Here is a 14,062-nt window from a genome sequence, read left to right as displayed (position 1 = left end):
CATGCTACAATTACCCCGTCCACATTATAATTCAGAGAGGAGACAGCTTTTCATTTATGCCTGACGAAAATATAACCCAGCCTGACAATGATATATTTCCCGACGAGGCGGGGAAGATCATACCTTTGCCGCTTGTCGGAGAGATCAAGAACAGTTACCTGAACTACGCAATGAGCGTCATCGTCGGAAGGGCACTTCCTGATTCGCGCGACGGCCTCAAACCCGTTCAGCGCAGGGTGCTCTACGCGATGTCCGAGCTCGGCCTTAAGCACAACACAGCCTACAAGAAGTCCGCACGTATCGTCGGTGAAACTATGGGTAAGTACCACCCTCACGGAGACTCCGCAATCTATGACACGATGGTTCGTCTCGCGCAGAACTGGAACTTACGCTATGCACTCGTTGACGGTCAGGGCAACTTCGGCTCAATCGACGGAGACAGCCCCGCCGCAATGCGTTACACGGAAGCACGTTTGAGCTGGCTCGGAGAATTGATGCTCTCGAACCTCGACGAGGACACCGTAGACTGGGGGCAGAACTTCGACGAGTCCCTGAAGGAACCTCTGACTCTTCCGTCAGTCCTGCCGAACCTCATCGTGAACGGCTCTACAGGTATTGCCGTCGGAATGGCTACCAACATGCCGCCCCATAACCTTAACGAGGTTGTTGACGTTCTGTGCTGGCTCATAGACTCCAAGACAGAGCCCGAAGACGCTGACCTGCGCGATATTATGCGTTACCTTCCCGGCCCGGACTTCCCGACAGGAGGAGAGATACTCGGACGGAGCGCGATACTCGAGGCCTACACTACGGGGCGCGGGAAAATCACTGTTCGCGGAAAAATGCACGTCGAGGAGAACAGCAGAGGCCGCACGAGAATCGTAATCACCGAGATACCCTACACCGTCAACAAAACCTTGATGCTCGAGAACATGGTTCAGTCGGTGCAGAACAAGGAGATCGAGGGAGTGTCCGAGATGCGCGACGAGTCAGACCGCGACGGCCTGAGAATCGTCATCGAGTGTTCGCGCGACGCAGACGAAAAGCTCGTGATGAGGCAAATCTACCGCCACACACAGCTTCAGACGACGTTCGGCATCATCAACCTTGCGCTCGTCAACAAGAATCCCGAAATCCTCCCCCTGAAGCGGCTTCTCAGCATTTACCTGAACTACAGGCGCGAGGTCGTGAGGAGAAGGACAGAGCACCGGCTCTCGCAGGCACAGGCCAGAGAACACATCATCGAGGGTCTGAAGAAGGCACTGACGCACATTGAGCAGGTCATCAGGACGATTCGCGCGACAAACAACGCCGCAGAAGCCAAAGCCAACCTTCAGAGCGTGCTTGAGTTTTCGGAGGTTCAGGCACAGGCAATCCTTGATATGAGGCTTCAGAGGCTCACCGGCCTTGAACGCTCTAAGCTCGACGAGGAGCAGGCCAAGATTCTCGCTGACATCTCGACGTATCAGGGCATTCTCGGCGACAAGCACACGCTCGACATGGTTATTCGCGACGAACTCAAGGAGTTAGCCGCACGTTTCGGCGACAAGAGGCGCACTGCAATCGTCGACGAGTACCGCGAAACTACAGTTGAAGACCTTATCCCCGAAGAAGACATCGTGATTACGCTCTCGAAGGACGGGCTGATTAAGCGTCAGCCTGTGGACTTCTACAGGGTACAGGCCAGCGGAGGCAAGGGCAGGAGAGGTGCGAGCATTCAGGAGGACGACAGCATTGCAGACCTGTGCGTAACCAACACACATAGGGATTTGTACTTCTTCACGAACTTCGGCCGGATAATGTCGCTGAAGGGACACGAGATTCCAGAAGCGAAACTGGGGAAGGGCAAGCCTGTATCACGTTACCTGCCTCTGAACACGGAAGACGGCGAACGCATCGTGAACATTGCCGGAGACAGGGCAAACGACTGGAAGTATGCCTTCTTCGTTACGAGAATGGGCATCGCAAAGCGCGTGGCTTTCGAGGATCTCAAGTACACCAACCGCGCAAAGAGAATAATCAGCCTCGACGAAGGCGACGAGATTGCGCAGGTCAGGCTGACACGGGGCAATGATGATCTGATTCTGGTTACGAGGCACGCACAGGCACTCCGCGTCAACGAAAACGAGTTCCGCTCAATGGGACGCGCCGCGAGGGGAGTAATCGCGATTATCCTTAAGGATGACGACAAAGTCCTGAGCTGTGATGTGGTTGACGATACACACAAGATGCTCGTCGTGAGCAAGTTCGGGATAGGCAAGCGCGTGCCGTTCAGCGAGTTCATGCCTCACCACAGGGCTACCGGCGGCATAAGGATAATGGATCTCACCGAGAGGACAGGAAGGCTCTCCGCGTCAATCGCTGTGAGGGATGATGATGAAATTCTCGTGATCTCGTCGAAGGGCAGGATAATACGTATGCCCGTGAGCGACACAGCGGTGATGAAGCGTCATTCTGTCGGGAACATTATCGTACGTCTCGACGAAGGCGACTCTGTGGCGGACTGCAGCCTCAACAGGACAGGAGAAGAAGACAGCAGCGAGTTGTCCTTTGCGTCCGCGCTGGAGGCTGAGCGATGAGGTTCGCCAAAGACGGCCTGCAGACGATAGCCTTTCTGGTCTTGTGCACGCTGGCATTCGCGGTGATTTCGTGGATTCCGGCGGCGGTAATGGGTGCTCTCGCGTGTCTAGTTATCTGGTTCTACCGCGACCCGGAACGTTCAGCACCCTACAGGGACGGAGAGTTCTACTCGCCTGCTGACGGAAAGATAGTAGAGATTGCGGAGGCTAACCATCCGTTCACCGGCCAAGCCCTGAAGGTAGGAATCTTCATGAACGTCTTCAGCGTACACGTGAACAGAGCCCCCTGCACCGGCAAGATTGATTTCATGGAGTACGTTCCGGGCAAGAAGATAGCCGCCTTTGCGCCGAAAGCCAGTGAGATCAACGAGCGCAACTACGTGGGGCTGTCGACGCAGTGGGGACGGGTGATGATGGTGCAGATTGCAGGGCTTCTTGCAAGGCGCATCGTGTGCAGGGTAAATCGCGGCGATGTGCTGGAGGCCGGACAGCGTTACGGAATGATAAAGCTGGGCTCGCGTGTTGACCTTTATCTTCCCAAAGATACAGCAATAAGCGTGAAATTGGGGGATAATGTAAGGGCAGGAGAGTCATTGATAGGAGTGATGAGGGATTGAGGTTCTTTCTCAGGAGAAGAAGAAGTGTCGGCAGGAAGCCGCTAGAGTTCAAGTACATAGCTCCCAACATGGTAACGAGCGGAAACCTTCTGTGCGGAGTGTTCTCGTTAATGATGGTTCTTCACGGAAGGTATGTACCTGCGGCGTGGCTTGTGTTCTTCGCGGTGATCTTCGACGGTTTTGACGGCAAAGTAGCACGTATGCTCGGAGGAGGCTCACAGTTCGGGCTTGAGTTCGACAGCTTGGCGGACTTGGTTAGCTTCGGTGTTGCGCCGTCTATCCTGATGTATCAGGTGAGCGTAAGAGGACTGTATATCTTCGGGGCGGTCGCGGCGTGTTTCTTTGCGCTGTGCGTTGCGCTGAGGCTTGCGCGGTTCAACATCGTGCACGTTCCCGGACCGTTTCAGGGTCTGCCGTGCCCGGCGGGAGGGCTGTTCGTGTCGTCGTTTGTACTTGCTCGGCTGAGGCTGCCTGCGTGGTTCATGGCGGGAGTTCTCGTCGGAGTGGGACTGCTGATGATTTCGAGCATACCTTACGCGAACATGAAGAAGCTCACGAAGAAGACTGCTGACCCCGTAAAGTTTTTTGCGCTGCTGACGATGCTCGTTGTGTCGTTCGTGGTACTCAGGGGGAGTGCTCCGCTGTTCCTGTTTGCGCTGTACATCGTGAGCGGGCTGATACGGTTCGACTGGGGGATGTGGCTTCTGAAGCCCGAAGCCAGAGAAGAACATTGACATAAAGAGAGCCGGGCAGTGTTCACCGGCTCTTTTCTTTTCCGCTAAAGTTTGCGCTTAATCATCAGCAAGAGCAGCAGTCCCGCCGCGCCAAAGCCTGCATCACAGCCGCCGCCTGATGACTGAACGCTTCCCGTACTTTCCTCGTTGCCCGCGCTCGCCGCAACCTCGAACACCAGAACTGCTTCGTCCTCCCAGACCTCGTCAGCGTTGTTCTCGTCGTCAGAGGCGACATCACCGCTTACCACTTTGCCCGCCGATGTCTGGACGTGAAGCTCGTACACGCCCTTCTTCGTAACGTACGGAACTGTTCTCACAGATACGACAACTTCATTATCAGGCATAACTTCCGGCGTGAGCATCAGCAGAATGTCCGCAGAGTTCGCGTTCTCGTCGAAGGATACGTCCATTCCGGCCAAGTCCACCGAACTAGTCCTGAGAATGCTCGTCTCGAGCACAACGTCCGTGCTGTCAGAGCCGCGTAGTTTCACTTCCTTAATCTTCCAGTACACCGCAGAAGATTTCGTGAGCGTGTAGTCCTTGCTCAGCATGACGGTAACCACATCGTCGCTCACAAACGGAGCATCCGCACTGATTTCTGCCGCAACATCCGCAAGGTACGCATACACGTCCTCGACCGAATCATCACCGAGCAGAATATCCACAGCACCTTCACTCGCCCAGTTGAAGTTCACGTCGAAGCCGGGAATGGCTATCTCGAAGTACGTCATCGTGTCGCTTGCGTCGTCGGCGGGATGTTTCATGTCGTCAGCGCAGAGCATCAGCGTGCATCTGCTGGTCTGTCCGGGAACCATCGCGAACGTAGTGTACGCAAACTCCTCCTTCTCGCTCTTCGGGATGTCCTCAAGAGCGTAGGCATACTCCGCCAGCTTCTCGGTCGCGTTGCTGACGTGGTAGCCCGCTATCGACGCGTAAGGTATGACGTATTCTCCGTTGTAGGTTATCTCACACAGCACAGGAACGCGCGCCGAATGATCCTCCTGAGAGTTCAGGAACGTATCAAGGTCAGCCATGTTGTGCATTCCGTTCATCGTGAGGCTCGTGGTGATTGTGGTCTTGTTCCCGCTGACATTACCCTCAGCAGAAGCCCTGAAGCCCGCTGAACTGAAGCTAGCTTTCACGCTGTTGTTTTTCTTCGTCAGGAGATTGCTGCTGTTCATGTTCACGAACACAACCGATGAATACCCCGTGTTGTTCCCGCCGTAATCGCTAACTGTCTTGTTGTCGGAGGCCATGCGTGCCTCGTGAACTTCATCGACCGCGCTCGTCGTGTCAAGCTCAACCCACAGGTAATAATTCCCGCTCGCAATGCTCCGTGTCGCCGAGCCGGGCATGTTGAACACAAGCCAGCCCTTGTTGTCGTTGCGGTCATTGTTCCAGCCGTTGAGGGATATTGTCGTTGTGGCCAGCGCAGTCTTGGCCGAAGCAGGGTCGTTGCCCGTCGAGTAGGACAGACGCGCCGTGAAGTTCCCCGTTGCCTTGAAGCTCGCGTTGTACACAGGAACATGAATCTTGTAGTCCAGCCCGCAAATGAGTCTGTTGTCCGTGAAGCTCAACAGTTCAGGCAGGTAGTACCTCATTCCGCGCAGCTGCATGGCCGCTTTGTTGTCTGTGTTGGCGACAAAATCATTGCCCTGCTCGATGAACTTGAACGGAAGCAATAACGCCGGGTCTGCCTTGCTCGTGTAGAGGCTGTCCCTCCACAGGAAGTTCTGCGGAGCTGTTGCCGCAAGCGTTACCGCCGTAGCAAGGGTCATCGCTCCTTCCTTGCCGGTGTACGCCTGGAACGCTAACTCATTGCCCGCGCCCCTGTTCACGAGGTCGTTCCTGCCCTTGAGCGCAAAGCCTATCTTCTCCTCCTTGCTGTACGACTTCGAGAACTTCTGCGGGTTGTCCGTCTCGGGAGTGTATGCCGCCGCGTTATCTCCAGTCATGAACTTGTTGACACCCTCCACAATCTGGGTAACCGCACTGCGCTCGACCTTCTGGTCAGTCTGGCGTTCGTCCGCTGATACGTCCTTAAATTCCGCTGAACTGGTGAAGGCCGATGTTCCGAATGACCACCTCGTGGGAGTCGTCAGCGTCGCTCCGGCAATATAGCCCTCGTTTGCGGCGAGTGCAGGCGGGTACGAGAACAAGTTACCTTCCTCGTGAATAGGCTGGTATTCCGTGTCAGTCAGCGAGTCCCTCACGTACTTTGTGCCGTCGTCGTACATCGCGAACGTAACGAAATGGTACGGGTTGCCCGTGAAGTCCGTGATGTCGCCGGAAGTCGAGTCGATTCTTTTTCCGCTCACTAACCATTCGGGCACGGGCTCAGTCAGCACAGGGTAACGCCAGATGTGCCGGTCTGCGTTGTAGAAGATTATGCTGTCTCTGGTGCTGGCCTGAAGGTCATCGTTGAGGGTGATGGTCTTCGACGTGGTCTTCACCGTCTCATCGGTGGTGTCTACCTTGTCGGTGATTGCCCCGAGCGCGGCATCAACCCACGTTGTGCCGTCCCATGCATGACGCTCAAAGATGAAGCTCGACACAAAGCTGATGCCCTTCTTGGCCGGGCCGAAGATTGAGCGGGTCGTCTCGCTGTCAACCATGAGAATTGTCTCTACCGAGTTGCTCATGTCGAACGTTACTGCTTTGGTGGTATTGTCAGCAGTAGTGTTGTCGTAGAAGACTCTCATCTGCCCGTCTCCGCCTCCGCTGTAAGTGAAGTTGTGCGGGGCTGTAACGATGGAATTTCCGTCCGCGCTGACCGTGTCCACGTGATAGGGAGGAGCATTCAGGATAGCGATGTAGCTTCTGTCGCCCTCGTCCTTGACGTGAACAGGGGCATCAAGCTCCACGCCCTCGCCCGCGAAGTCCGCCGCTAGCATTCCCGTCCATACCTTGCCGGTTGATGAGGCACTTACTCCCTGAGGAACTGACTGCGGAAGCTCCGCAACTTTCTTGCAGTCCGCAAAGCCGGAGAACGAGCCGCCGCTTACGTTGGTCTTGAAGAGGTAGACATTGGTTGTGCCGTCCTGCTCCCAGCCTTTGTTCCACGCGACGACGACATCATCAACAGTCTTACCTACTCCCAGCGTGCCGGTGAACGGGCCAGCGGACATCGAGAAGTAATTTGCTGTGTAGCCTCCGTACACATAAGGCTCGCTTCTGCCGCTAGAGCTTGAGCCGTTGCCTGAGATAGCATTCTTCATATACTTGTACGTGTAGTACCACAGGGATTCGCCGAACAATTTGCTCTGGTTTCTGCCGTAAATTTCCAGCGGCCCTTCTCCGATGCCATTCCCCTTTACGTGGTTTTCGTCGTGCTGGGGAGTAATCAATCCGCGCGGGCATGACCACACAGCAAGATACGGGTACATCTCAAATTCTTCCCGAGTGCCGGTCCACACTTTCCAGCTCGGATCCCATCCTGACATGCGGTAACTGCCGATAAGCAGAGTAACAATCTCGTCCTTGCCGTCTCCGTCGAGGTCAGCCGCCGCTGCCTTCAGTCCTGCAACGCCGCTCCAGTACTCTTTATGCCAGCTGGTGCTGCCAGTGAGATCGCTGCCGAATCCAATTAGTGCTATTCTGTGGTGGCCGTACGCCTTAGTGCTGCTCTGAGACTCAAACGTTCCCCTGTTGAAGTCCCACTTGAAGACGTGAATGCCTACATCGCCCACAACCCTGCCGCTGGAATTTCGTCCGCTGTCGCTGCTCTTTTCGCGTCTGATCCTCTTGTAGACCGCCGCAACCTCAAATTTCCCGTCTCCGTCAAAGTCCCCCGCCACAACCTGCGATGAAGCTTCGCTCGATGGATTGAACCTGTACGCCTCAGGTGCGGTGTAGAGCTTGTACTCGTTATTGCCGTGCCTCTTGAGGGTGAACTTGCTGCCGTCGTACACGAGCTTGTAGAAGTACAGCCTCACATCTATATCTGTGTTGACCAGCACCGCGAAATCATCAGTGTAGCCGTCGTCGTCAATGTCAACTGCGACCATCGAGACGAGCTGTACGGCATTCGAGGAAAAGTTCATGTCGAGCTTCAGGTCAAGTTTCGAGAATGCAGGGTTGCCGGAGCTGTCAGCATGGACGCTGAAGAAGTTCATCTTTGTTCTGGAACTGAGGCCGTAATAATGATACTCAGGGGGAGTCGAGATGCCTAGTAGAGACGCGCTGTGTCCCCATATCGAGTTTGCATTCGTGTCCTCAACCTTGTATTCTCCTTCGCCGTAGGAGTTGACGAACACTTCGCCGTCATAGCCTTTGACGTTGAGCACTATGCTTCCGTAAGTGCTGACGTAGGGATATTTTCCGTTTGCTGGTGTGATCTTGGTGAACTGGGTCTCGTAGGGATTGCCGATTAGTGATGTGGAGAGTGCATTAGCTAGCTGTGAAGGATTGTCGTAGTTAGTGCCCCCCCCCCCCCCGCTGTTCTGCAGAGACGCGAAGTAGGCCTTGAAGCTGTTCTCGTTGGTGGTGTTCCACATGACAACCTTCTTGCCGTTGTAGATCTTGCGTGAGATGATCGGAGTCAGATTCATTACGGGTACGGTCTGGATGCCGCCCTCGTACTTGGTCTTAGGATGAAGAATACCAAAAGCGTTCTGCTCCATTACTGTAGTCTCCTTCAGCGGGTCAACAATCTTACCCTGACTGCCGAGAACCTGAAGCGTCTTCATGCCGAGAGCGGACTCGTGGTTGAGGGTCATGATGCTGGTCTGAAGGTAGGAGTTGTTCCCGTTGACCTCTCCGGCCTTGAGGAACATGATCGAGTGCTTGGGAATCTCGAGTGAGCCGTGAGTGGCTTCCTTGACGACATCGTCGACATCGCCGAGAGCCTTTCCGCCGATTTGTGCGCCGTGTGCAGGGAGTACTACGATGATTCCCAGACACAGCAGCAAGAGTGATAGTTTCAGCTTGTGCATAGATATTGCCTCCTAGTGGTGCTAGCTGACTGCACCGAGTGAATTTGCGGTGAATTGTAGCACAAATTAGCGGCAAAAAAATATCCCCCTCGCTGATGAAGGGGGAGCAGGAAATCACATCCCGAAGATGTCTGAGTGAGTACCTGTACGGTTCAGAAGAAGTATCAGCTTATCCTTGTACTTCTTGTACACCAGCAGCCAGTCGGGGTCGATATGACATTCACGCATACCTTCCCACTTGCCGTGAAGCTGATGGTCTCTGTGGCGCGGTGCTAACGGAATATCAGCGGCAAGAGTGTTGATTACTTCCTCAATGTCTGCCTCACTTTTGCCCCGTTTGATTGCCTTTCGGAGCTCTTTCCTGTAACGAGGAGCCATCTCGATAGTGTACTTGCGCCTAGTCGTCATCGTCGTCGTCATCGCCAGCCATGACAGCCTGCATCATCTCTTCAGCCGAATAAAACGGGCCGATGAGATTCTCTTCTCTCATGGCTTCCTCGAGTGCCTCTTCCGTCTCCTTGTTGAACTCCAGCATGTCCTCAAGCATGATAAGAGCATCACCGAGCTTGCGTTCTGGTATGTAGTCGACAACTAACTTAATCTCGTTGCGCAATTCTTCGGGTGTTCCAAGTCCGCCTTCTTCATACTCTGCTGCTTCTGCCATAATGATTGCCTCCTCAAAAATTGTTCTTTCCTATGTGTGCCTCACGGCCGGTATATCTGCTTCGAACGGTTCGCCTTCTTCTGTTCCGCCTGCTGCCTGTACGCCCCCTCGAGTGCCTTCACGACATCCTTCCAGCGGAAATTCCACGCATTCTCTGCCTTGCAGGGCTTCCCGTAGTCCGGGCTGTCCACAGAGTCAATGTTCTTCGGCTTCCTGTGAACCGTGAACGTCTCCCCGTCGAACGATATGCTTGACCCGTCATCGAACGGAATATATACCCTCATTGCTTCAGCCTCAGAGGCAGGCGCGCAATCATCACTATTGCGTCCTCACCGTTCGAGTAATACCCCTGCCGGACTCTCTCCTGCATAAACGACATTCCAGAGTACAGCGCGATAGCTCCCGTGTTCGACTTCCTGACACGCAGACGCAGAATCCGAAAGTTCATGTACTGCGCACAGTCGCCCACTGCCAGCAGAAGCTGTGTCCCTATGCCCTGCCTCTGATAATGCGCGTCAACGTACAGCCACATCAGCACTCCGGCTCTCTTCTCGCGGCCAAGTACAGCGTAACCCAGAAGGGGAGCTTCCGCAGTTGTCGCGAAAGCCCCGATGTATGTTGCTTCGTTGCGCGAGTCCTCCCGCAGATCCGAACGTATAACCTCTTCCGGCCATGAGTACGATGCTCCGGCGTTGAGGCGCAGGATTGCGGGCAGGTCGTTATAGTCGAGAAAGTCTATCTCCGGCAGGTACAAGCCGCTACATTCCTCTGTTGATGGTCTGGTTTCTGTCTGCTCCCACGCCGATTAACCCTACAGGCACTCCCAGCGTGTCCTCGATGTATTTCACGTAGGCCTGTGCGTTCGCAGGAAGTTCCTCGAACGTCTTGCAGTGCGTGATGTCATCGTCCCAGCCCGGAAGCGTCTCGTACACCGGCTGAATCTCCGCGAGCGTCCGCGTGTCGTTCGGCCAGGTCGTGATGCGCTGTCCGTTGAGCTCGTAGGCTGTGCAGACCTTTATGCCGCCCATTCCCGTAAGAACATCCAGCTTCGTCAACGCGATGACGTTCGCACCGTTAATCTCCATCGAGTACTTCAGACCCGGAATGTCCAGCCACCCGCAGCGTCTCGGACGGCCTGTCGTTGCGCCGAACTCTCCGCCGTTCGCACGGAGCTTTTCGCCCATCTCCGTAAAATCTTCCGTCGGGAACGGGCCTTCTCCGACTCGCGTCGTGTATGCCTTCACGACAGCAATAACCCTCGTCAGGTCGTTGGGGGCAAGTCCTGTGCCGCTGAATGCTCCTGAAGCTGACGTTGAAGAGCTGGTTACGTAGGGATACGTCCCGTGATCTATGTCGAGCAGTGCCGCCTGTGCTCCCTCGAGCAGAATGTGTCTTCCCTCAACAACTGCCTTGTGAAGCAGCGCGCGCGTGTCGTCAACGTACGGTGCTAATGCTTCCCCCCACTTCCTCGCAGGCTCGTAGACTTCGTCGAACGGAAGAGGCTTCTGACCGTAGAGCTTCGTGAATATCTGGTTCTTCTCCTCGAGAATGTAGGTCAGTCTCTCGCGCAGTACATCGGGATTAATGAGATCCTCGACCCTCAACCCTGAACGTGAATACTTGTCCACGTAGCACGGGCCGATTCCGCGCCCCGTCGTGCCGATTTTGCGCCCCTTTCCGCGCGCTTCTTCCTGAAGTTTGTCCAGCATCCTGTGGTACGGCATAACTACGTGCGCGTGAGGACTCACCGCAAGGCGTGCCCTGTCCTGTCCGTGCTCAAGCAGTCCGTTAATCTCAATGAGGAACTGCTCCGGGTCAATCACAAGCCCGTTTCCGAGAACGCACAGCTTGCCCGTGTAGAGCATTCCTGACGGCAGAAGGTGGAACACTATTTTTTTCCCGTCAACTATTACCGTGTGGCCGGCGTTTGCTCCGCCCTGAAACCTCACAAACACATCGACATCTGCACCGAGCATGTCGACAACTTTGCCCTTGCCCTCGTCGCCCCACTGTGCGCCGACAAGCAGATCAACATTCTTCACTGTCTGCATCTCCTATCTTCTGCCCGCTGATAACCGCATCGATTTCTTGACCTCAGTTATCGCGCGCTGTAACTGCTCATCCTTCGACATATCACGATCCGGCTCGCCCTTTACCTCGATGTCCGGCGAAAGTCCTACGTGGTCTATTACTTTGCCCGAAGGAGTGTAGTATCTTGCTATTGTAACGTATACTCCGCTCCCGTCAGTCAGAGGGAACAAAGTCTGAACGCTTCCTTTGCCGAAACTCTTCTCGCCGATGAGCTTGGCCCGGCCTCTGTCGTTGAGTGCACCCGCAACAATCTCGCTCGCGCTGGCACTTCCGCCGTTGATGAGCACTACCATCGGGGCATTCGTGAGGTACTGGGACTTGTCGACGTTGTACCTCTCGTTTGCGCGCTCAGAACGTCCCTTCGTCTCGACAACCATACCGCTGCGCACGAACATGCTGACGACCTTTACGCTCGCATCAAGCAGCCCGCCTCCGTTGTTGCGCAGGTCAAGGACGAGTGCCTTCATCCCCTGCTTTATCATGTCGCGCAATGCACTTCTGGTCTCTTCGCCGGTCGTGTGCTTGAACTGCGTCAGCTTCAGGTAGCCGATGTCGTCCGAAAGCATCTCGTAGCGTACGCTCTTCAGCTGTATTATCTCGCGCGTGATCTCGAAGCTGAGAAGCTCCTCTTCGCCTTCTCTGCGCACCCACACCGTAACCTTCGTGTTGGGTTCTCCCCTGAGCTTCTGCACGACTCTGTCCGATGTCCACCCGATAACAACTTCATCATCAACCTTGACGATGTGGTCTTTGGGCTTGAGGCCTGCGCGTTCTGCCGGTGAGTCCTCCATCGGGCTTATCACGAGAATCTGTCCGTCCCTGTCGCCTACGTACATTCCGAGCCCGCCGTACTTGCCCTCGAGCTCTATCTCTTCGTCCTTCAGCTGTTTCGGGGCAACAAAACGCGTGTAGGGGTCTTTCCACGCCTCTACCATGCCTTTTGCCGCACCGTGAAGCAGGTCATCTTCAGCGACGGGCTTTGTCTCCGCGTCAACCTGGTAGCTCTCTATGATGTAGCGTATCTGCCTCAGAAGCCACAATGACCGTACGTTGAAGGGAGAAATTCTGTTGATGTCTGATTCAGAAAAGTCTGCCGCCGGAGCACTTATCCCCCGCAAGCCGTAAACGAAGCCCAGCGCAGAAAGTATTATTATTGTGAGAACATAAAGCCTGTTCCTGTTCAATGAGTTATGCACCTGCCTTGTGAGAATAGCGAAAATTATACAGCGTAATCAACGCAAATAGTTCATGGGATTCACCGCCGAGCCGTTCTTCCTGACCTCAAAGTGAAGCCCGTACTCTGAATCCGTCCCCGAGTTGCCGACCCGTCCTATCACCGTTCCTGTCTTGACGCTCGCACCTTCACGGACTGACGCGCCGCTCAAATGTGCGTAGACCGTCGAGATGTTCCCGCCGTGATCTATTATGACAACTTGGCCGAAACCCCGAAGCCATCCCTGATACAGCACTTCGCCGGGCCCTGCCGCCTTGACGGGTGCACCGGAAGGAGCTTTGATGTCTATGCCCGAGTTGAAGATTTTTGTCTTGAACGTCGGGTGAACACGCGAGCCGTACTGCATCACGACCTGACCGCTCACAGGCCACGCGAGGGACTTCACGCCTCCCGCAGGAACTGTCGCAGTCGTCTTGACGGGTACTGTCGCCTTCGTGCCCTGCACTGTCGTAACCTTAGCTGTGGTTGTGCGGGTAACGGTCGTGGTCTTCTTCTGCTTCTGCTTCATCAGAGAATTAATCTTGTTGCCGACCGCACGCTGTGCCGCCTGTAACTCTTTCGCCGCAGCCTCTGCCTTCTTCTGCTCGCTCTGTACGTTCTTCAGGAGCTTGTCCGTGCGCTGTATTGTGCTGTCGAACTCCGCACGCTTCTTCTTGAGCTCGTCGGTCTGCCGGGCTATCTGCGACTTGTCCTTCTCGAGCTGGGCACGTGCCTCGATGAGTTCGTGTTCCTTGCGGTTGAGCTCCTCGAACATCGCCGCGTCCTGACGTGCAAACCTGTGCAGAATGTACGCCGTGTTCACCGCCTCATGAGGACTCTGCTCGCTGAGGATGATGCTCAGGCTGTTTTCGTCGGGCGTGAACTTGTACATGTCGACGAGACGATTCCGCAGGGTGCTGAGGATTATCGACATCGAGGCGTTGACCCTGTCGATGCTTCGGTTGAGTTCGCTTACTGATGTTGCGAGGCGGTTATTCTCCTTCTCGAGGTCAGTGATCTGTGCCTGCGAACTGCTAGCGTTCTGCCTCAATCGCGACAACTGGCTGAGCAAAGTCTTAGACTGCTTGGACTTCTCGCGGGCTATAGCGTTGTACTGCTGAATCTTCTTGCCCATGTCCGCCTGGCTCTTCTTCTGCGTCTGTATCTGCCTGTCTATGTTCGCTCCGAATGCCGCGCCTGCAGTCATAAGCAACAGCACCAGAACTGTTA

11 protein-coding genes are annotated in these 14,062 nt (G+C 55.0%); 3 read left to right on the top strand and 8 right to left on the bottom strand.

Features of this window, described 5'->3' with window-relative positions; genetic code table 11:
• Nucleotides 1–56 precede the first annotated feature (56 nt).
• From gyrA to pssA, 3 genes are all read left to right on the top strand, one after another.
• Nucleotides 57–2,579, top strand: a complete 2,523-nt coding sequence (gyrA, locus tag IJT02_06605) for a DNA gyrase subunit A (GenBank protein ID MBQ7544598.1) — start codon at nt 57–59, stop codon at nt 2,577–2,579.
• Nucleotides 2,576–3,196 carry a phosphatidylserine decarboxylase family protein gene (locus IJT02_06600; protein ID MBQ7544597.1) on the top strand — a complete coding sequence of 207 codons (621 nt, stop codon included), beginning with the start codon at nt 2,576–2,578 and terminating at the stop codon, nt 3,194–3,196. Before gyrA ends, IJT02_06600 begins: the two co-directional genes overlap by 4 nt.
• A gap of 68 nt (nt 3,197–3,264) precedes the next feature.
• The gene (gene pssA / locus IJT02_06595) at nt 3,265–3,930 is read left to right on the top strand and encodes a CDP-diacylglycerol--serine O-phosphatidyltransferase (GenBank protein ID MBQ7544596.1); all 666 of its coding nucleotides are present in this window, start codon (nt 3,265–3,267) and stop codon (nt 3,928–3,930) included.
• Nucleotides 3,931–3,974: 44 nt separating this feature from the next.
• Here pssA and IJT02_06590 read toward each other — a convergent pair whose 3' ends face one another.
• From IJT02_06590 to IJT02_06555, 8 genes are all read right to left on the bottom strand, one after another.
• Nucleotides 3,975–8,864: a hypothetical protein gene (locus tag IJT02_06590; GenBank protein ID MBQ7544595.1), complete on the bottom strand. Its 4,890-nt coding sequence runs from the start codon at nt 8,862–8,864 to the stop codon at nt 3,975–3,977.
• Between the two features lie 114 nt (nt 8,865–8,978).
• Complete coding sequence (locus tag IJT02_06585; protein MBQ7544594.1) at nt 8,979–9,242, bottom strand: type II toxin-antitoxin system YafQ family toxin; 264 nt, start codon at nt 9,240–9,242, stop codon at nt 8,979–8,981.
• A 19-nt stretch (nt 9,243–9,261) separates the two neighbouring features.
• Nucleotides 9,262–9,528, bottom strand: a complete 267-nt coding sequence (locus tag IJT02_06580; protein ID MBQ7544593.1) for a hypothetical protein — start codon at nt 9,526–9,528, stop codon at nt 9,262–9,264.
• A gap of 41 nt (nt 9,529–9,569) precedes the next feature.
• Nucleotides 9,570–9,812 (bottom strand): hypothetical protein, encoded by a 243-nt coding sequence (locus IJT02_06575; GenBank protein ID MBQ7544592.1) that lies wholly within the window; start codon nt 9,810–9,812, stop codon nt 9,570–9,572.
• Entirely contained in the window at nt 9,809–10,282 is a 474-nt protein-coding gene (locus IJT02_06570) for a GNAT family N-acetyltransferase (GenBank protein MBQ7544591.1), read from the bottom strand. The genes IJT02_06575 and IJT02_06570 overlap by 4 nt, the downstream gene beginning before the upstream one ends.
• Nucleotides 10,283–10,286: 4 nt before the next feature.
• Nucleotides 10,287–11,579, bottom strand: coding sequence for an adenylosuccinate synthase (locus tag IJT02_06565; protein ID MBQ7544590.1), 1,293 nt, complete (start codon nt 11,577–11,579; stop codon nt 10,287–10,289).
• A gap of 3 nt (nt 11,580–11,582) precedes the next feature.
• Nucleotides 11,583–12,803: a S41 family peptidase gene (locus IJT02_06560; GenBank protein ID MBQ7544589.1), complete on the bottom strand. Its 1,221-nt coding sequence runs from the start codon at nt 12,801–12,803 to the stop codon at nt 11,583–11,585.
• A gap of 48 nt (nt 12,804–12,851) precedes the next feature.
• Nucleotides 12,852–14,039: a peptidoglycan DD-metalloendopeptidase family protein gene (locus tag IJT02_06555; GenBank protein ID MBQ7544588.1), complete on the bottom strand. Its 1,188-nt coding sequence runs from the start codon at nt 14,037–14,039 to the stop codon at nt 12,852–12,854.
• Nucleotides 14,040–14,062: the final 23 nt, after the last annotated feature.

The organism is Synergistaceae bacterium, from assembly GCA_017450125.1.
Classification (GTDB): domain Bacteria; phylum Synergistota; class Synergistia; order Synergistales; family Aminobacteriaceae; genus JAFUXM01.
Note: the sequence above shows the minus strand (reverse complement) of the source record. Positions and strands in the feature narration are given on the sequence as shown.

Excerpts from the sequence above, each read along its gene's own strand:
- IJT02_06590 (MBQ7544595.1), bottom strand. The coding sequence starts at position 8,864 with ATGCACAAGCTGAAACTATCACTCTTGCTGCTGTGTCTGGGAATCATC.
- IJT02_06600 (MBQ7544597.1), top strand. The coding sequence starts at position 2,576 with ATGAGGTTCGCCAAAGACGGCCTGCAGACGATAGCCTTTCTGGTCTTG.
- IJT02_06575 (MBQ7544592.1), bottom strand. The coding sequence starts at position 9,812 with ATGAGGGTATATATTCCGTTCGATGACGGGTCAAGCATATCGTTCGAC.
- IJT02_06585 (MBQ7544594.1), bottom strand. The coding sequence starts at position 9,242 with ATGGCTCCTCGTTACAGGAAAGAGCTCCGAAAGGCAATCAAACGGGGC.
- IJT02_06555 (MBQ7544588.1), bottom strand. The coding sequence starts at position 14,039 with ATGACTGCAGGCGCGGCATTCGGAGCGAACATAGACAGGCAGATACAG.
- IJT02_06580 (MBQ7544593.1), bottom strand. The coding sequence starts at position 9,528 with ATGGCAGAAGCAGCAGAGTATGAAGAAGGCGGACTTGGAACACCCGAA.
- gyrA (MBQ7544598.1), top strand. The coding sequence starts at position 57 with ATGCCTGACGAAAATATAACCCAGCCTGACAATGATATATTTCCCGAC.
- pssA (MBQ7544596.1), top strand. The coding sequence starts at position 3,265 with ATGGTAACGAGCGGAAACCTTCTGTGCGGAGTGTTCTCGTTAATGATG.
- IJT02_06565 (MBQ7544590.1), bottom strand. The coding sequence starts at position 11,579 with ATGCAGACAGTGAAGAATGTTGATCTGCTTGTCGGCGCACAGTGGGGC.